This is a genomic window from Providencia sp. 6390 (genome assembly GCF_058148425.1).
Genome location: NZ_JBYVYL010000002.1, coordinates 68,646 through 87,331, shown reverse-complemented (window position 1 = coordinate 87,331; position 18,686 = coordinate 68,646). Strand labels below are relative to the sequence as shown.

Here is an 18,686-nt window from a genome sequence, read left to right as displayed (position 1 = left end):
AAAAAACCGTCTGAAATCAAGCAGCCGTCATTTTCATTATTGGATAACTCAGGTGCAAGGTGTATGGAACTGAAATCAACACAGATTGGGCAGCGCCTGGCTCAGCATCCCTATAATCGGGTACGCTTATTAAATGCAGGCATTGAGGTAAGTGGTGAAAAGCATCAATATCTCATCCCTTTTAACCAGTTAATTGATATTCGATGCAAAAGAGGGATTGTTTGGGGGGAGTTAGAGTTTGAATTGGCAGATGAGCAAGTTGTCCGTTTGCATGGAACAGAGTGGAAGCAAACACAGCGCTTTTATCATTATCTAAGTGATAAATGGATGCAATGGAGTATAGAAATGAGCGAGATTAGTGCTCAAGTTCTAGCAACACTCGCAAACTCTATTCAGCAACAAGCACAGCAAGATCAATGGTTCAGCTTGCGTGAATTAGCCTCGTTTCGTAATAATATTACGCAACAGTTTTCATCCCTTCCTCTACCTTTAGCTCGTGTCAGTCAATTTGAAAACTGCGCTACAGCTTACCAGTATTGTTTGCAGTGGTTGAATGATGGCGAAGCTAGCCGTCAGCGTACTAATGAGCAGTGGTGTGATTCAATATTGTCACGTTATAGTGATTTTTTCCAACACGTAGAAACATCGCCGCTTAATTCTAGCCAAGCACTCTCAGTGATAAATGGTGAAGATAATGTTTTAGTCCTTGCGGGGGCTGGGAGTGGTAAGACTTCAGTGCTTGTTGCAAGGGCGGGGTGGCTACTTTTAAGAGGACTTGCAAAAGCAGATCAAATACTCTTACTTGCATTTGGCCGTAAAGCGGCACAAGAAATGAACGAGCGCATTCAACAGCGTTTGCATCAAGATGATATCGAAGCAAAAACCTTTCATGCATTAGCTCTACATATTATTCGAGAAGGCAGTAATAAATCCCCTGTGATCAGTGAACTGGAAACGGATACACAAAAACGAGGGGAGCTGTTACTTAACGAATGGCGCGAGCAGTGTGCTAGTAAAAAGGCACAGGCAAAAGGGTGGCGTGAATGGCTGACCGATGAATTACAGTGGGAAGTGCCAGAAGGTGAATTTTGGCAAGATGAAAAAATCAGTAAAAAGGTTGTAAGCCGTTTAGAGCGTTGGTTGGGTTTAATGCGTATGCATGGCGGTAGTCAAAAAGAGATGATCGAAGCTGCGGATGAGCAGTTTAAAGATATTTTTCAAAAGCGCATACGGTTGATGTCCCCATTATTAAAAGCGTGGAAAAGCGCCTTAAAAGATGAAGGTGCCATTGATTTTTCAGGATTGATTCATCAAGCGATTAATTTACTTGAAAAAGGGCGCTTTATTAGCCCATGGAAACATATTTTAGTTGATGAATTTCAAGATATTTCACCACTAAGAGCCAGGTTATTACAAGCATTGCGTCAGCAAAATAAACAAACCGCTCTTTTTGCTGTTGGTGATGATTGGCAAGCTATCTATCGTTTCAGTGGCGCAGAGCTCGATCTTACCACATCTTTTGCACACAATTTTGGCCAAGGAGCACTATGTGCTTTAGATACCACCTATCGTTTTAATGAAAGGATAGGTGAAATTGCTAATAGATTTATTTTGCAAAACCCAACGCAGCTAGATAAGCCTTTAAATAGCTTAGTTAAAGGTAATAAAAAAGCAGTGATTTTATTATATGAAAACGCACTTGAACGCTTACTCGATAAAATGAGTGGCTATATCACTGAAGATGAAACAATTTTATGTTTAGCTCGTTATCATTACTTACGCCCTGAAATTTTAAATAAAGCTAAAACACGTTGGCCCAAGCTCAACATTGAATTTATGACTATTCATGCATCTAAGGGTAAACAGGCTGATCATGTGATTATTTGTGGGTTGAATCAGGGCAAAGATGGTTTCCCTGCTGCACCTAGAGAATCAGTGATGGAACAGGTATTGCTGCCTAAACATGAAGAGTTTGAGCATGCGGAAGAGCGGCGCTTATTGTATGTGGCGATGACACGTGCAAAACAGCAAGTGTGGTTACTTTATAACCCAGATGAGCCTTCTGAGTTTGTTGAAACATTGAGGCAACTTGGTGTTCCTAGACAGAAAAAACCATAATGAATGGTGCCGAACATATGAGTCGGCACCTTAGCTGTTTATTTTGTGCGTTCTTGTAAATAGTGTTGGTAATCAGGGATCACAACATCAATTTCGTCCTTAAAATAAGGGGATGTAATAATAAAGTCAGCCGTTGCAGGGTTAGTTGCCACTGGTATATTCCAAACTGTTGCCAAGCGCAATAAGGCTTTAACGTCAGGATCATGAGGCACGGCGTTTAACGGATCCCAAAAGAAAATCAGCACATCAATCTTTTGTTCGGCGATCATGGCGCCAATTTGTTGGTCACCTCCCATTGGGCCACTTAGCATACCTGTTACATTGAGGCCTGTATGATGGGTGATCAATTTAGCTGTAGTACCTGTTCCAAATAGTTGATGTGGTTTAAGTTGTTCACTATTTTTTGTTGCCCAAGCGAGTAGTGAAGATTTACAGTGGTCATGGGCAACCAGAGCTATGTTCTTAGGGGTTTTTATTGTACGAGTAGTTGATTCCATGAAGTTCCCTTAAAATTAGCGAGGCTCAATCGAGCCACTACACGGCATCAGATATATCATATTGCGAGTTAATAGTTTACTGATTTTGGGAGATATTTTGATGGCTAGTCAAGAAATTGCAGAAATATTACGTAGCGTTAACACGATTGCACTGGTTGGTGCTAGCGATAAAAAAGATCGTCCTAGTTATGAAGTGATGGAGTATTTATTGGAGCAGGGTTATACCGTGATCCCTGTTAGCCCTAAATTGGCAGGTCAAACCCTATTAGGGCAAAAAGTGTATGCGAAATTGGGTGAAATCCCACAATCTATTGATATGGTGGATGTATTTCGTAATGCAGAAGCGGCAGTTGGTGTTGCTCATGAAGCGGTTGAGGTGAACGCGAAAGTTTTATGGCTGCAAAAAGGGGTTATCAGCGAAGAAGCTAAGCAGATAGCACTTGGCGCGGGTATGCAATTTGTCATGGATTTGTGTCCAAAACAAGAGATCCCTGCGTTAGGGCTAGAAAAGTAGCCAATAAGCAATAAAGCAGCGATGTCGCTGCTTTATTGCAGACTGCTGACAAACGTATTTTGTTTGTCGGCGGTCGTTAAGGGTTTTGAAATAAACGAGGAAAATTAATTTATTGATTTTCGGCTGATAACACGGAGTGGGAAAAACCACGCTTTTATCCCACTTCGTCAACAACTTCTAATAAAGCAGCGATGTCGCTGCTTGCTTTATTGTAAGTTGTAATAATCAGTTACGCAGGCGTGGTGCTTGTAATTGTGAGCGAATGGATTCTGCCAATTCGTCCATGGAGGGTTGCTCTGGGTGGTCATCAGCAGTTTCATAAGTAATTTGGGCCTCTGCCAAATAGGTATGAATTGCATCGCCATTATCATCTTCCATTACAACATGATACCAAGGCAGATCACGTAATGCGCTATTTGCTGCAATATCGTCGTCATCATGTGGTTGCTCGAGCGAGTATTCAGCATCAACATCCACGACAACACCTAGGTAGCCGAGTAGTTTATGCCTAACTTGTTGCCCTATCCCATATTTACTGGTGATCATCATAGCCACCTCCTAAAAGCCTTGCTTATGCTATAACTCTATATTTGGGCAGTGTTCCGCGTTTTCAAGCCAATGTATGGACAATTACTCATAACGCAATACACTGTCTTATATGTAACATGAAAAGCAGTGCCTCAGTCTCAGATTATCTGTTCGATGAAAAAAACACAACAGTAATAAATAGTACATTAATAATTAGAGTACTGATAATGGGGGATAAAAATGACAGCAACAGTCGGACGTTTATTTTATATCTATGGGCGTGTTCAAGGGGTAGGATTTCGTTACCAAACCTATCATTGGGCAAATCAAAATGGTATCAAAGGTTATGTATGCAATCGTGATGATGGAAGCGTCACTTTAGCCATTTGCGGTTCTGAACAGGATATTGGTTTTGTGGAGGAATGGTTGAATGCAGGTGGGCCCCCAGGTGCAAAAATCGACCATTATTTCAGCGAAAATTGGCAAACTGATAAAATAGCGGATTTTTCAGTCCGCTATTAACTGTTGTGCAATTAGATGCATTTTACGGGTTTAGGAAGCCCTGCTAGCTTAGTTGCTTGTTTTGCAGGGCCTTTAGGGAATAGTCGGTATAAATAGCGGCTATTTCCTTTTTCCTCTCCAAACTGTTGAGAAACAGCTTTAACCAACATGCGGATCGCAGGGGAGGTATTAAATTCCAAATAAAAAGCACGAACAAAGCGGACGATTTCAAGGTGTTCTTCTGTCAGAGTGATATTTTCTTGCTCTGCGAGAAGAGGGATAAGCGCTTCGTTCCATTGTTGGCTATCAATAAGGTAGCCTTGAGAGTCAGTCTCAATTTCTTGACCGTTAAAAAGCAACATACACATTTCAACCTAAACAAAAATAGACAGCAAATTTAGCAAAAAATAGCCAATAACCCAAGCAGCCCGTTAGATATGTTGATAATTTCGCCCATCAACACACTAAGTGCCTATTTTTATAGCAATTGGTATAATAGGGGGTTTACATCGAACGCACAGATGTTTATAGTGCACGTCATTGCGGAGGGGTGGCCGAGCGGCTGAAGGCAGCGGTCTTGAAAACCGCCGATGGGAAACCATCCGAGAGTTCGAATCTCTCCTCCTCCGCCATCTCATTTTCATTGTATCCTCCAAGGTTTTTCAATCTTAGATAAATCAAACAATTCAATGTCATTCGTTTTCATATTCTCTATACACCCGTTGATTACTGCTGATTAGATAGTCGAATAAAAAAATACCGCCAAATAAAGACGGTAATGTACAGATAGTAGATTGTAAATGTATGATCTGGTGACCATTATAATATTTAATTAATCCCTATAATAACGGTTATTCCATGCGCATTATCGCTATATAAATATCCTAATCCGATTTTTATTTTAAATTCTGTGTTATTAATGTCTATCGGTGTTTCTAACGCTAATGATGTATTATTGATAAAGCCAAATGAAAGGTCTCTATAACTATTGCCGTAAAAACCGCCAATATCATTAGAGACGATGATATCAAATGGATTATCTTTAATCGCAAATGCATTTGTAATGGTGTATTCACCACCAGTAGACCAAGTACCTATGTTATTGTTTATTTTGATATCGCTTTTATTACCAACACTTTCCATGAACATATAGGAAACATGTATGTGAAGTTTAATTTTATTACCATTGTTTAAGGTGTTTTTATTTACTATCCCTATTTTTGGGGTAATATTTACAGCGTTTATATCCCAATCTAATAATTTTTCTTCACGAAGTCCTATCTTAATGTCATCTTCACCATGGAAAGATGAGTTATTCTTCATGTTTGAATAACCAAGTTCAATCTCACCCTCTAAGCTTAAATTTTTATCTATATTATATGTTATTTGTGGGGATGTTGTTAGGTTTAATATATTCCAGCGAGAACGAAGTGTATTTGATGAATTAATATCTATGACATCTGATTTTACTTTAAGGTAATTTCCTCGTATTTGAATATTGAATGAGTAATCCCCCTCATTATAAATATTTTTGAAGGTATAAGGTAATGAATATTTACTGTACTCAAGGCCATCTGAGTGTAATGTGGAAGCACTAATATCATTGGTCGAAGATAAAGCGATAAGTTTTGCATAGCCCGCGGTTAGGGCTTTATCACTGAATGAGTCAGGTGAAAACATAACAAGAAAAGGAGAAAAGAAAATAGATAGTGAACGTTTCATTATAGTACCAGTATGGGCTAATTATACGTATTAGTAATGATATTATAATCGTTCATAATCGGGATTATCTAATAACTATCTTCACATATTTGAATTATGTATCGACATAACGTAAATAAATATTCATAGTAATAGTTATTGAGATGGAAAAACTTGTAAAAGCCAGTAAAATTTATGATTGGCGAGATTAGACTGGGTAATCACTATTGATTGTTACGGAGTGCTAGCAAATTAGATAGGAATTATAGTTTATTTTTGAAATTAGATAATGTTTTTTTATGTTTTTTATAAGTATCAAATAATGATTACCGTTATTTTAACTTTAGAGCAGTATAAGAGCAGTATAGGGCTTAAAAAGTTTATTAAAATAAAAATACTAGCAATACATAAAATAAATTAATGTTAGTGAGTTTATACTCGTCATACTTCAAATTGTAGGACTGTTGACTACGCTACGCTTACCAAGTCAGGTAGTTTATCTATGCTCCCCGATTATATTCACTTGTTGCCTACCGGTCTCTTGAATTATTTAGAGTATATATGTGTTATAGTGTAACTCTATTCAATAATTTATAGTCAGATTAGATCTGATTATTTTAAATAAAAATCATTTTCATTATCAGTAAGTTAAATAATAAAAATAAAGTTGTATTTATATTTTTTTATTGCTATCTTCCGTGCCGCAGAAAATGGGGAGTAGCTTGCTTAATAACTATTCAATGAGTTATTAAGATTTCGTGTCAACATACTTGAGCGTTATTTGCTCATGGCACGGATGCCTTAATCGGTTAGCAAGACCATAAACATATTATTCACCTATGTGTTGGGGGGGGAGTCGTATGTCTATGGAATTTCCCGACTGAGATCTTTGTTATGAGTTTTTATGCATTATTTGTCCTCGCTTTTGCCTTATCAATGGATTCTTTTGCAGTTGCTGTATGCAAAGGTTCAACACTTCATAGACCCTCTTATAAAGAAGCTTTAAGAACAGGTGTTGTTTTTGGTGTAATTGAAGCTTTAATGCCATTAGCTGGTTGGATTATTGGTATTGGTGCAAGCCATTTTGTTATGCAATGGAATCATTGGATTGCATTTGGACTATTATTTGTGTTGGGCGGACACATGATTTACCAAAGCCTAATATCAAAAGAAGATGAGTTAAAAGAGAAAAAGAAAAAGCATAGTTATTTAAATTTGATTATAACGTCAGTTGCAACAAGTATTGATGCGATGGCTGTCGGTTTAGGATTGGCATTTCTTGAGGTAAACATTATTCATGCAGTATTTGTTATTGGCTTAACAACCATGATAATGGCAACTGTTGGTGTTATGGCAGGGCGACACGTTAGTACTGTATTAGGTAAAAAAACGGAACTTATTGCAGGGATTATATTAATCAGTATCGGATTATTTATTTTTTTAGAAAATATTTAATGACAAAAATATGAGTGAGTTATCGTTAAAAGATATTCATAATTTGTTTAATACATAAATTCCAGTGGATATTTGCTAACTTCTCTAAGAATATAGAGATAGATGTAATTCCATAAAGGGTTAATCATTAATCTGGAAAAATTATCCAATAAATAGCGTTCTTATTGGATAATTTTCTGGTTTGGTTTTATCTCTTTGAAGCCACCAGTTAATACGTCCAGTATTTGAGTATCCGTTAGGTCTTCTGAATGCTCACAAACATATATAGAAACATTGTTTTTACTTGTGCATATAAATGTAGCCAAATCTCTAAATGCATTCTTTTCCACGGAAGACAAACCACCTTCTGTCATGACTTTTGGGTGCATAATGACCGCATATTTAGGTGGAAAAAAACGTTGATAAAAAGAAAAAGGGGGCAAAAGTTTATTTATGCCATTTTTCAGCGTTTTTGCCGCAGGTAGCATATCCCCTACTAGTAATCGGCTGGTGGTAAAAGGGCTATCAGCTAATTGTGTTATTTCAGAGTGTCTTTCGACATCTCGAATAACCATCTTGTCAGGCCAAATTCGAATATAGAGATAGTATGTATTTATCATTTTTCTATTTATCTAACCTTTCTATTGAATATACACAGTGAGTTTTCAATATTTATATCAATACTCACCGTTGAGTCCCTCATTTATATATGCTGTTTAAAAAACATTCAAAGTTTAATTCTTTTTGTGCCAATCATGGTGGCTTGCCCACCCACTCTCACTCGACTAATTTCTTGTTTTTGTGTATCGATTATTACTTGGATCAAAGAAGAACATGCCATAGCTCGGCCTTGCTCGAATTGAAAAGATGTTTCATTGGGGAAAATATGTTTTACGAGGTAACATCCTAAAGCACCGCTCGCACTGCCCGTTGCTGATTCTTCATTTATACCGTATAGCGGAGCAAAATTTCGACAGTGGGCTGTAATAGATGGATCACGACTTAATTCAAATACATGGAAGCCTATAGCATTGAATTCATTGCTTAGTTTTGCGAGAGCTTGGTGATTAGGGTGTAGGATGTCTAATTGTCCTGTTTGCACAGGAACTATAATGTCTGGTAGCCCTGTAGAGACAATCATGACGGGTAAACCTGTCGCTGTAATAATATTAGGATTTACTCCGAAGGCGGCAGCAATATCGTTAACATCAGGGCCTTGTCGCATAATAGGTAAGGTTTGTTCCATAACAATGGTGCTAGGAGTTATGGTCACATCAAGAATGCCAGCTTTAGTTTTTTGTTTGTAACTACCAGAAATTAGTAGATCTAATGAGTTTAGAGTAAAAAAAACAGCTAATGTTGCGTGCCCGCAAAAATCGACTTCACCTTCGGCGGTAAAAAACTCTACGTCGAAATCGGTATCTTTTCCTGCATAAACAAATGCGGTTTCAGAGAAACCTATTTGGCGAGCGATAGTTATTTTTTGCTCGAGACTTAGTGTCGGTGGGTAAAGAACAACTCCCGCGGGATTACCACCTGAATTATGTCGAGTGAATGAGTTGACAAGATATACTTTGATTTCATTTTCAGCTAAAGATGCTGTCGCGTTTGGCATCGTTTTTTCCCGTGGTGTAGCCCGATATTGCGTAAGCTGTGTGTAAGGTTTGATCGTAAATTAATAGATTATACTTGTCATACTTCAAGTTGCAGCGCTTTGCGTTGAAGTATGGTGACTAGGCTCACGCGCACCAGTCACATAGTTATCTATGCTCCTGACGACTCATTGACTTGTGCCTAGCTGCATCTCGAATTTTTATTGTTTGCATAGTGATTGACCCTTTTACCACTTTTTAAACAAAAAATCATCTCACTATCATTGTGTTTCATTTGTCTCATTAGCGTAAATTTAAACATTTTTAGATTGGATTTATTGTGATATACCATAAAAAAACTTTCCAACTTTGTTGAGTTATACATTTTTCTTGAGATTATGCTAACGGTCTTAGCGGTATTAAGTTTCTTTTTTACCTATTTAAAAAAAGCTGCCAAAAGACACTGAGTCTATTGATTTAATTAGTATTTTAATTAATAAATCATTGTGTTAGATGATTTATTAACAGTATGGTAATAAAGTCTAATTTTAATATTTCATTGGTTTCAGGCTATTGACAAAAGATATGATAATTAAATGGCGGTTAAACGCTTAAAGTGGGTAATGATTATGATTAATCTCATGAATAAAGAACTTCAATTTTTTTGGATCCTTAAAGCAAATGTTTTAAATTGAATAAATGTAATACTAGGTTAATATTAAATTCAAGAGTGAATCATATATTCAGTAATAAGATTGATTTATTAATGGGTTTTATTATTTGATTTGTTTTAGTGAATTGCTCATATTTTTATAATTATCATTTTAAATAAAATTGTAGTTTGAAAGACATTAATCACGAGGAGTTGCCAAAATGAGTTTTAAATATAATAGACTTGATAAAAATAATGCCGCCGTTTTATTAGTTGATCATCAGGCTGGGTTATTATCGTTGGTACGTGATCAAGATCCTGATAAATTTAAAAACAATGTATTAGCGCTTGCAGATTTAGCAAAATATTTTAAATTACCAACTATTTTAACGACTTCATTTGAAAATGGCCCTAATGGTCCATTGGTTCCTGAGTTAAAAGAAACCTTCCCTGATGCACCTTATATTCCACGCCCAGGGCAAATCAATGCATGGGATAATGAAGAGTTCGTTAAAGCGGTTAAAGCAACAGGCAAAAAACAGCTGATTATTGCGGGTGTGGTAACCGAGGTATGTGTGGCTTTCCCTGCATTATCAGCATTAGAAGAAGGTTATGAAGTATTTGTCATCACCGATGCATCAGGAACGTTTAACGAAATCACTCGTGATTCTGCATGGGATAGAATGTCCAATGCGGGGGCCCAAATGATGGGGTGGTTTGCTGCTGCGTGTGAACTGCATCGTGATTGGCGTAATGATATTACTGGATTAGGAACGTTGTTCTCAAACCATATTCCAGATTATCGTAACTTAATGACTAGCTATGATATTTTAACTGCAAAAAAATAGCGTGATCTAATTACTCTTTATTAGCCCTGTGAACGATAAGTTTGCAGGGTTTTATCATAAAATTATGGGCTGATGAGTCACAGTCGGTTATGTTTATTATTCGCATATGAGACTAGCTTAGGACTTGTCAATGAATTATCAAATAACAACGATTGAAGATGCTCCATTGCTTTTTGCATCAGCATGGAATAATCATAATATGGCTGAGTTTGCGGCTTTATTTCACCCAGATGCGACTTTTGTGAATCGTTTTGACCACTATGTTAAAGGTGTTAAAGACATAGTTGAACTTCATGCTCCTATTCATGAAACTATTTATAGTGACTCAACCCTGAAAAATGAATTAATTGATGTCATTCCCCTTAGTGAGGGCGTGGTTGCTATCCATTTTTGGAGTCGTTTAGCCGCTGGAGCCGCTCATCCTGTAGGGCCTCACGAGGTAGATACTGTGATCCTCGCAATATTAATCAAACAGGGTGACCATTGGCTGTTCAGAGCGCTTGAAAATGTGACGCTAGTCAATCCGTACACAGGACAAGTTGTGTTACGTGAAATAGCGAAAATCAGCTAGATATTATCGTGGTCATATTAACTTTTGGTAATGATGAATTTTTAATTTTAAATTGGCTAGGTGATCATTTAGCGTGACTAATTGCTGTTCTAAATGGTCATAATGTTTAACCAGTAAATCCATTCTTTGTTGCGCCGTTTCATCGCCAAGCTCTCTTAAGCTTGCATATTGTTTGATTTCTTTTAAGGGCATACCGGTTTCTTTCAGGCGAACAATAAATTTCATCCATTCAACGTCACGGCTGGAATAGAAACGATGGTTATTATCCCTTCTGGCGGGTTTTAATATGCCTTCTTTTTCATAGTAACGTAGGGTGTGTATGCTAAAACCGGTTAAATGTGCAAATTCGCCGATAGTATAGTTCATTTATTTTCCAAAAAGTGTTGACCTAGAGTTAACTCTATCTTTTATCTTCCTAGTGACTGTATCAAAGGGGGATAACATGAAACAACAACATTATGCAGTGATAACTGGTGCCAGTTCAGGAATTGGTCGTTCAATGGCTAAAGCATTCGCGAAAAAAGGAATGAATATTATTGCTGTTGCTCGTCGAGAGAGCTTGTTGGCAGAATTAAAGGGTGAGATAGCGAATATAAGCTCAGATATTGAGGTGGTGATTAAGGCGTGTGATTTATCTTTTACGGAACAAGCAATAGCCCTTTATCATTCACTAGCTGATTATCAAATACAAGTGTGGGTGAATAATGCAGGGGTGGGCTATTACGGCTCAGTCCCAAGCCAGCCGATTGATAATGTTCAAATGATGCTTAATGTGAATATTCAATCGTTGGTTATTTTATCGAGTTTATATGTAAATGACTATCGTGATATTGCAGGAGCTCAATTAATCAATGTCAGTTCAGCAGGAGGTTATACCATTGTTCCCACAGCGGTGACTTATTGTGCTACTAAGTTCTTTGTTAGTAGTTTTACCGAAGGTTTGGCAAGAGAACTTATTGCTGAAGGAGCACAGTTAAAAGCTAAGGTTTTAGCGCCAGCAGCCACAAAAACAGAGTTTGGGCAGGTGGCAAACAATATTGAATACTATGATTATGATGCCTCATTTGGAACATATCATACTAGTGATCAATTGGCTGAGTTTGCAATGGCGCTCTATGATTCCGACAGTATGACTGGCTATGTGGATAGGGAAAGTTTTAGTTTCCAATTATCTGAAGGCAAAATGCCGAATGCATATAATAGTCAGTTTAATCAGAAAATATAGTTAACATAGACATCGCCTGAATAATAAATCAGACGATGTTTACTATTTATTCCAAATAAGAATGTCTTTTTTGGTTTTGGGGGAGGTATTACCGATTAAATGGTTAATATCAATGAAGTTGGCTACTCATTGTATTATAGTGGGTCATTATCATGAAAATGAAAAATAACGGAAAAAGGTATAACCCCTATGAAATATCAAGATGTCACCAAAACTCCGGGAGAAAATTCATATTTCCTCGTTTTCAATATTGTTGATAAACAGAAGCACCGTGAACAACTTATCTCGTTTTGTAATAACTTATCGGGTTTAATTCGTAGCATGAGAACACGTTTCCCTGCGCTTGAAACCAGCTGCGTGATGGGGTTTGGTGCTGATGCATGGGAAGGTCTCTTTCCTCAATTAGCTAAGCCGCAACAACTCACGCCTTTTAAAGAAATAAAAGGCAGCCGCCATACAGCAGTTTCTACACCAGGTGATCTGTTTTTTCACATTCGAGCCTTAAATGTCTCTGCTTGCTATGAGCTAGCTTCTATTATTAGCCAGCAACTTGATGGCGTGGTCACTCATGTCGATGAAGTTCATGGGTTCCGTTATATGGATGGGCGCTCTATTATCGGTTTTGTTGATGGAACCGAAAACCCTGAAATGGAAGACGAACGTATCGATTATGCCGTTATTGGTGATGAAGATCAGCAATTTGCTGGTGGTAGTTATGCGTTTGTTCAAAAATACATTCATGACATGACAGCATGGCAAAATTTGAGTGTGGAAGAACAAGAAAAGGTGATTGGTCGTCATAAGTTTAATGATGTGGAATTGACGGACGAGCAAAAAATACCGAGTTCGCATAATGTTGTGACTAACATTAAAGATGAACATGGTGGTGATCTGAAAATTGTTCGTGCAAATATGCCGTTTTCTAATCCTTCTAAGAAGGAATATGGTACTTACTTTATTGGTTATGCAAGATATTTTTCAACTACTCGCCGTATGTTGGAAAGCATGTTTCTTGGCAGTGAAAATGGTGCAACTGACGAATTGTTAAAATACAGCACAGCGGTTACAGGAACATTATTTTTCGTTCCATCACCAGCGATGTTAGATGATATCGAATAAATAATCGACGATCACTTTGTTCCGACGCTATTTATAGCCTCGGAACAAGCTTTTGTATCAATACATTCGCAGTGTTGCTGACCCCTCCATTCACTCGTTGCTTAGCTGACCTCAAATTATTTAGAGTATCAAACTTAATCAATCTTCAATTTCGTTAGGTCAATGTCCTTTTTGTCATTTGATGGGCGTTAACTGATGAGATAATCATCAGAAAATTTTGCAATTGATTAGGCAACATGTTTTTATAGAGGCAATGCTATGATTTTATACGTAAATATTGCTCACTATTTTGTTCTCATGGAGCCATAATGATAAAAAAAGCTTTCACCATCACAGTGCTCTTCGCTGCATGTTTTCCTGCTTTCGCCATGAAAGAGTATCAGTTGAAATGTCCCGAAGGGGAAAAAATGACGATACTCCGTACCAACTATTTGATCTCAACATTGAAGCGAGGTTCACACTTTATCATTTCTCATCCAACCATTCGTTATCGTGATAATGATGTTAATTATAAAATTTATAATTTTTTAAATGGCGATTCTTTAGTCAAAACAACAGGGGATAATGAGCACTATTATTTTATTTATAAAAATGGTGATAAAGTGGAATGTAATAAACTGAGTGAAACAGAACTAGAGATCACCAAGCTCCCCATTGTGCATGATGTTGGATAAATTATTACGGCATAATGGTACAAAATTAGAGAAATATAAACTGAGCTTATCATAATTGCTTATTTTTCCTAAAAGTGACTGTAGATACCGATAACTATTCATTCAATAGCTTTTTTAAATACTCTTCTAATTGAGTGAGCTCATTATATCTTGTCTCATTTCGTTTTAATCGCTGCAAAATTGCTGCAATTTTTATCGGTTCAAGTCGATCTTGTTGAATACGTCTTTCAAGTATATTGAGTGCTCTTTTTTTCGATTCTTGATGCGCAAATTGCTTATGTAGAATAGATAGGTTTAACCAGAGACCATGTCGAGTTGCAAAAAACTTCAGTGTAGGTCCATACGGTTGTTCATTTTTTCTCGCTAGTAGTAATCCACTTAATAGTCGATGCATTAATTGGGTTGCGGAGGTTTTATTTCCTTGAATTAACACATTCATACCTTGTTTGAACTGCTGCTCAGCAAGATACATTAATAGCTGATAGCGCTTCTTAGGGCTGGTGGGATAAATCCATGCAAAGGCAGCCATAGCAACTAACGGCCCTGAAACGATGGCGATAGCATTGCCTATGCTTTGTGTTAATGAGAGAGAATAGGGGTAAATGGGTTGGAGCAAAATTAACGAAACCATTATGTAATCAAAAGCAATCAGGATCAGTTTATTATGTGAAAAAATAACCACTCCACTGATGATGACTGGGATGATAAGAATGGTCATTTGCCATGATGATGAAGCCAAAGGCCATAAAAACCATGTACAAATTAATGCTGTAATGGCACCGAAAAATTGCCCCATAAAAATGTTTTTCATAAATTTTGATGGGTGATCTAATGAGGCAAATAAAGCTAGCATGACCGAAAGACCGAGGGTTAAATAGGCTAAGGCTTGCCATTGTGTCCATAACCATAACAATCCTACTATGCCAATGGTCGCAAATGACCGGATAAAAGCATGCCATGCAGAAATTCTATCTTGGTGGAGTTTTAGCTTATCTATCTTGTTTGTTCGTTTTATTGATTTTTCTTGAGTAGCGTAATAGAGCGGAATTAATAAGGTTTTAAGTATTCCATTAGGACAAAGTGATAGTAATTGTTTCCATTGAGTACTTGTCGGTTCTTGAGCAGGAAAATAAAAGGGCGCAATGGTTTGGTACTTATCTAAATGTAATAGTATTTGGCTTTGTGAAATTAACTTCTGACGAGCCTTTGCGACCTGCTTACGGTGGTAACGCCAGCCAATTCGATTAGCTTCTAGCATCTCTTCATAGCTTGCCATAATTTGCCAAAGTTGCTCTATATCTTGCTGCTTTACTGGTTTTTTTAATTCAAGTGCGTTATGTAGGATTTGGTAAAACAGTGTATTGACTTGATCTCTAAGTGCAATAATGGGCTCTTGTTTACGTTTAGGAGTCAATAAAAAGTTAAAAATAACGGCTGAAAGTACGCCTACAAGGATCGTCCATAGCCTATCCCATGCGACAGTAAAGAGGTTATCGGTATCATGGATACTGAGCATACTCACCATGACTGCGGAATAACCGGCGAGTAAGGTGCCATAGGCCACAAAGCCTTTTTGTAGCTGACCTATGCCACTACATCCACCTAGCCAAACGGCAAGTCCAACGATAAACAATAAGGGGTGAATGAAATTGAGTTGGAGTAAAACGATCCCTGCAAGTACACCACTGACAGTACCGGCGAAACGCCACCAACTTTTTTCTAATAAATTTTCACGCCAAGGTTGTGCAGATGCCCAAACAGTCATTGCTGCCCACTGTGGGTGGATCAGTCCTAAATATTGAGCAATAAAAAGTGCAGCAATAGATGCGCATGCCGTAATAACGGCAAAGCGAAAGCGTGCTGAGTTAAACCCTAAACGGTGCAGCAAAGTTGTATTTTGTAGCATAAATTATGAGTGAATTTGAGGTGTTAAATAGGTTATTAGTTGATAAAATCAACCAAATTTAAGCTAATTATTGACTAATTAGTTGATAAAATCAACTAAAGAGGTGTCATGCGTACAGAACAAGCGCGAGTTTTTGGTGTGATTAGCCGAGCGGCTCATCACTATATGAAATGGATGGGGGAGCCATATGGCATTAATGCCATAGAATGTTTGATGATTTTACATATTCATCAAAATGATGCTTCGACGTTGGAGCAAATATCTAAAGCAATGGTAGTGGATAAATCCATGACCACCCGAGGTGTGGGAAAATTCCTCGAAAAAGGGTGGATTGAGAAAACGAATAGTCAGGTGGATAAGCGTGCGTACCATGTTTCATTAACTGTACTTGGTACAACGATCGTGAAGGAGCTAAACCATAAGCTAGATAAATGGAATGATTACTTAGCAGCAGATTTATCAGAGCAACAAGTCGAGCAACTATTCCACTCGCTGGAAAGTTTAACCAAACGAGCACTTGAAAGTTCAGTGAATAATTTTTCTGTGATGTTTGGCGATAAAAACGAATAGAGCTATCACCACCTAATAATGAGGTGGTGATATAACGATATACTTGTCATACTTCAAGTTGCAGGAGCGTTGACGACACTACGCTCACTGAGTCACCGTGTTTATCTATGCTTCTTGCCTATCTTCGTTTGTCACCTACCTGCAACTCGACTTATATAGATTATCGATTATTTACGAGCGTCTAACAACTGTTGAGCATTTTCTTTGGTCACAACCGTCCAAGGAATTTGGTAGCGTTGATCTTTACCATCATTCCATTGCAGTTGATCTGCATATTGCTTCCAAATCGCCGACTTGGGCTGATAGTTATCGCCTTTCACTGATTTCATCGCGATATCGATAGAGCCTTGCATTTGTGCATTAGCATCTTGCAGAATGGATACCATTTCACCGTCTTGAACTGCAAAAATAGCATCCGAAACGCCATCAACACCAGCAATAGCAAAACTGTTTACTTCAAGGCCCGCTCCTTTAATCGCTTCGATGGCGCCTAATGCCATTTCGTCATTTTGCGCAATAACACCATTAATTTTTCCACGGTGTTTTTGTAACCAGTTTTCCATCAATGGCATGGCTTCTGCGCGTGACCAGTTTGCTGTTTTACGCTCTAATACTTTGATTTTGCCAGGGCCACATTCAGCAATCGCTTTATCGTTGCCTTCACCGCGTTGAATTTCACCGCTGCCACCTTTAGGTCCTTCGATGATAACGACATTACCTTCACAGTTCATTTTTGCTAGAACTGCTTTAGCTTCCATATAGCCGCCTAATACGTCATCAGAGACAACTTCAGCAGTCATTTTGTCGGTATTGAGACGTGCGTTGGTAACAATCACTGGGATTTTGGCTTCATTTGCCATTGTGACCACATCAATATTTGCCTCATAATCCATTGGATTGATAATGATTGCATCTGTTTTGGTCTGAATTGCCGTTTCAGCTTGGTTGTTCTGTACCATTGGGTCGTAACGGCCGTCGTAAACGGTAATGACTGCTTCGCCGTCTTTAACTGCAGGATGCTCTTTTGCTGCTTTTTCCATAAGTTGGACAAACTCAGCTTTCATGCCATACATCAAAATGGCGATTTTTACGGGCTCTTCTTTAGCAGCAAGCGCCATGTTACTCATCAATAATGCAGTGGTAAGAGTTGTAATTTTAGTCATTTTTTTCATTATTATACCTTTCACAGTGAGGGTTCAGTGTTGTTTTAATTAATCACGTCTTTGTTTACGTGAAGGGTCGAGCAGTACAGCGATGACGATTAATGCACCTTTAATAATTTGTTGGTAATAGGATGGAACGCCTAATAAATCCAAGCCATTGTTCATGACACCAATAATTAATACACCAAAGAATGTTCCGACTAAGGTGCCGACGCCGCCAGACATACTGGTGCCGCCAATGACTACCGCAGCGATAGCATCTAACTCATAAGCACCACCGGCACTGGTTTGTGCTGAGCCTGTTCTAGCGGTTAAGATCAGCCCTGCGATCCCCGCTAATGCCCCACAAAGTGTATAAACCAGTACTTTGACTTTAATGACGCTAATCCCTGATGTTCTGGCACTTTTGGGGTTACCACCCACGGCGTAAACATAGCGGCCAAAAGTGGTTTTATTGAGCAAAATCCAAGCGAGAGCGAAGATGACAATCAGTAATACAACAGGTACTGGGATCTCAAAAATATAGCCATTACCCAACCATCTAAAATCGCTATTCAGTTGTGAAACGGGGTTACCATCAGTGGTGAGTAGTGTTAAACCTCGAGCGGCAGAAAGCATACCCATGGTAACGATGAAGGGTTGAAGATTAAATTTAGCTAAGATGGTGCCGTTGATCAGGCCACATATGATACCAATACCCAATGCGATGATCATCGGTACCATTACCGCATTAGCGGTATCACCAATGGAAAGCCCTGCATTGGTAGTGGCAAAACGTGCGGCGACAATACCACTGAGGGCAAGTACAGAGCCGACAGATAAGTCGACACCTGCTGTGATAATGACAAACGTCATCCCAATAGCCAATATGCCGTTAATGGAAATCTGGCGTAATACAATCAGCATGTTGTCTTGGCTAAGGAAATAGTTGTTAGTCCATTCACCTCGTGCAACTTGCACTTCACCAATGACAGCAACAATAAGGCAAAGCACAAAGAAAGCCATGATAATGCCATACTTATGCATGTTTTTCTTGTTGCGTGCGAGTAGGGACATTCCCGATGTTGGCGTAG

The 18,686-nt window shown here is 38.2% G+C and carries 20 protein-coding genes, 1 tRNA gene and 1 riboswitch; of the genes, 11 read left to right on the top strand and 10 right to left on the bottom strand.

What is annotated here, in order from left to right:
* Nucleotides 1-63 precede the first annotated feature (63 nt).
* Entirely contained in the window at nucleotides 64-2,118 is a 2,055-nt protein-coding gene (helD, locus tag AC3Z9T_RS05495; RefSeq protein WP_490125220.1) for a DNA helicase IV, read from the top strand.
* A 38-nt stretch (nucleotides 2,119-2,156) separates the two neighbouring features.
* On the opposite strand, the gene AC3Z9T_RS05490 is transcribed toward helD, so the two are convergent.
* Nucleotides 2,157-2,615: a methylglyoxal synthase gene (locus AC3Z9T_RS05490; RefSeq protein ID WP_490125219.1), complete on the bottom strand. Its 459-nt coding sequence runs from the start codon at nucleotides 2,613-2,615 to the stop codon at nucleotides 2,157-2,159.
* A gap of 100 nt (nucleotides 2,616-2,715) precedes the next feature.
* Here AC3Z9T_RS05490 and AC3Z9T_RS05485 point away from each other — a divergent pair, with 100 nt between their 5' ends.
* Entirely contained in the window at nucleotides 2,716-3,129 is a 414-nt protein-coding gene (locus AC3Z9T_RS05485; protein ID WP_490125218.1) for a CoA-binding protein, read from the top strand.
* 225 nt (nucleotides 3,130-3,354) lie between these two features.
* On the opposite strand, the gene hspQ is transcribed toward AC3Z9T_RS05485, so the two are convergent.
* Nucleotides 3,355-3,678: a heat shock protein HspQ gene (hspQ, locus tag AC3Z9T_RS05480; RefSeq protein WP_490125217.1), complete on the bottom strand. Its 324-nt coding sequence runs from the start codon at nucleotides 3,676-3,678 to the stop codon at nucleotides 3,355-3,357.
* 219 nt (nucleotides 3,679-3,897) lie between these two features.
* Here hspQ and AC3Z9T_RS05475 point away from each other — a divergent pair, with 219 nt between their 5' ends.
* Nucleotides 3,898-4,179 carry an acylphosphatase gene (locus AC3Z9T_RS05475; RefSeq protein ID WP_490125216.1) on the top strand — a complete coding sequence of 94 codons (282 nt, stop codon included), beginning with the start codon at nucleotides 3,898-3,900 and terminating at the stop codon, nucleotides 4,177-4,179.
* Between the two features lie 11 nt (nucleotides 4,180-4,190).
* Here the strand turns inward: AC3Z9T_RS05475 and tusE are convergent, their stop codons facing one another.
* Nucleotides 4,191-4,520: a sulfurtransferase TusE gene (tusE, locus tag AC3Z9T_RS05470; RefSeq protein ID WP_490125215.1), complete on the bottom strand. Its 330-nt coding sequence runs from the start codon at nucleotides 4,518-4,520 to the stop codon at nucleotides 4,191-4,193.
* Nucleotides 4,521-4,702: 182 nt separating this feature from the next.
* Between tusE and AC3Z9T_RS05465 the strand changes: the two genes are divergently transcribed.
* Nucleotides 4,703-4,790 (top strand) — tRNA-Ser (locus AC3Z9T_RS05465).
* A 196-nt stretch (nucleotides 4,791-4,986) separates the two neighbouring features.
* Here AC3Z9T_RS05465 and AC3Z9T_RS05460 read toward each other — a convergent pair.
* Entirely contained in the window at nucleotides 4,987-5,880 is an 894-nt protein-coding gene (locus AC3Z9T_RS05460) for a Solitary outer membrane autotransporter beta-barrel domain (protein WP_490125214.1), read from the bottom strand.
* A 679-nt stretch (nucleotides 5,881-6,559) separates the two neighbouring features.
* Nucleotides 6,560-6,747, top strand: a riboswitch (yybP-ykoY riboswitch).
* A gap of 6 nt (nucleotides 6,748-6,753) precedes the next feature.
* Between AC3Z9T_RS05460 and AC3Z9T_RS05455 the strand changes: the two genes are divergently transcribed.
* A complete protein-coding gene (locus AC3Z9T_RS05455; RefSeq protein WP_490125213.1) occupies nucleotides 6,754-7,314 on the top strand; it encodes a manganese efflux pump MntP in 561 nt (186 codons plus the stop codon).
* A gap of 161 nt (nucleotides 7,315-7,475) precedes the next feature.
* On the opposite strand, the gene AC3Z9T_RS05450 is transcribed toward AC3Z9T_RS05455, so the two are convergent.
* Nucleotides 7,476-7,868: a hypothetical protein gene (locus AC3Z9T_RS05450; RefSeq protein WP_490125212.1), complete on the bottom strand. Its 393-nt coding sequence runs from the start codon at nucleotides 7,866-7,868 to the stop codon at nucleotides 7,476-7,478.
* Nucleotides 7,869-8,020: 152 nt separating this feature from the next.
* A complete protein-coding gene (locus tag AC3Z9T_RS05445; RefSeq protein WP_490125211.1) occupies nucleotides 8,021-8,908 on the bottom strand; it encodes a PhzF family phenazine biosynthesis protein in 888 nt (295 codons plus the stop codon).
* 850 nt (nucleotides 8,909-9,758) lie between these two features.
* Here AC3Z9T_RS05445 and ycaC point away from each other — a divergent pair.
* Complete coding sequence (gene ycaC, locus AC3Z9T_RS05440; RefSeq protein WP_490125210.1) at nucleotides 9,759-10,385, top strand: isochorismate family cysteine hydrolase YcaC; 627 nt, start codon at nucleotides 9,759-9,761, stop codon at nucleotides 10,383-10,385.
* 130 nt (nucleotides 10,386-10,515) lie between these two features.
* Nucleotides 10,516-10,956: an SgcJ/EcaC family oxidoreductase gene (locus AC3Z9T_RS05435; protein ID WP_490125209.1), complete on the top strand. Its 441-nt coding sequence runs from the start codon at nucleotides 10,516-10,518 to the stop codon at nucleotides 10,954-10,956.
* A gap of 12 nt (nucleotides 10,957-10,968) precedes the next feature.
* Here AC3Z9T_RS05435 and AC3Z9T_RS05430 read toward each other — a convergent pair whose 3' ends face one another.
* Nucleotides 10,969-11,322, bottom strand: coding sequence for a MerR family transcriptional regulator (locus tag AC3Z9T_RS05430; protein WP_490125208.1), 354 nt, complete (start codon nucleotides 11,320-11,322; stop codon nucleotides 10,969-10,971).
* A 76-nt stretch (nucleotides 11,323-11,398) separates the two neighbouring features.
* Between AC3Z9T_RS05430 and AC3Z9T_RS05425 the strand changes: the two genes are divergently transcribed.
* From AC3Z9T_RS05425 to AC3Z9T_RS05415, 3 genes are all read left to right on the top strand, one after another.
* On the top strand, nucleotides 11,399-12,181 hold the full coding sequence (locus AC3Z9T_RS05425; protein ID WP_490125207.1) for an SDR family NAD(P)-dependent oxidoreductase: 783 nt from the start codon (nucleotides 11,399-11,401) through the stop codon (nucleotides 12,179-12,181).
* A 189-nt stretch (nucleotides 12,182-12,370) separates the two neighbouring features.
* A complete protein-coding gene (locus AC3Z9T_RS05420) occupies nucleotides 12,371-13,300 on the top strand; it encodes a Dyp-type peroxidase (RefSeq protein WP_490125206.1) in 930 nt (309 codons plus the stop codon).
* Between the two features lie 308 nt (nucleotides 13,301-13,608).
* Nucleotides 13,609-13,974 (top strand): hypothetical protein, encoded by a 366-nt coding sequence (locus AC3Z9T_RS05415; RefSeq protein ID WP_490125205.1) that lies wholly within the window; start codon nucleotides 13,609-13,611, stop codon nucleotides 13,972-13,974.
* A 94-nt stretch (nucleotides 13,975-14,068) separates the two neighbouring features.
* On the opposite strand, the gene AC3Z9T_RS05410 is transcribed toward AC3Z9T_RS05415, so the two are convergent.
* Nucleotides 14,069-15,880: an FUSC family protein gene (locus tag AC3Z9T_RS05410; protein ID WP_490125204.1), complete on the bottom strand. Its 1,812-nt coding sequence runs from the start codon at nucleotides 15,878-15,880 to the stop codon at nucleotides 14,069-14,071.
* Nucleotides 15,881-15,988: 108 nt separating this feature from the next.
* Between AC3Z9T_RS05410 and AC3Z9T_RS05405 the strand changes: the two genes are divergently transcribed.
* Entirely contained in the window at nucleotides 15,989-16,450 is a 462-nt protein-coding gene (locus tag AC3Z9T_RS05405) for a MarR family winged helix-turn-helix transcriptional regulator (RefSeq protein WP_490125203.1), read from the top strand.
* Between the two features lie 167 nt (nucleotides 16,451-16,617).
* Here AC3Z9T_RS05405 and AC3Z9T_RS05400 read toward each other — a convergent pair whose 3' ends face one another.
* Nucleotides 16,618-17,622, bottom strand: coding sequence for a substrate-binding domain-containing protein (locus AC3Z9T_RS05400; RefSeq protein ID WP_490125202.1), 1,005 nt, complete (start codon nucleotides 17,620-17,622; stop codon nucleotides 16,618-16,620).
* A 39-nt stretch (nucleotides 17,623-17,661) separates the two neighbouring features.
* A complete protein-coding gene (locus AC3Z9T_RS05395) occupies nucleotides 17,662-18,669 on the bottom strand; it encodes an ABC transporter permease (protein WP_490125548.1) in 1,008 nt (335 codons plus the stop codon).
* Between the last annotated feature and the right edge of the window lie 17 nt (nucleotides 18,670-18,686).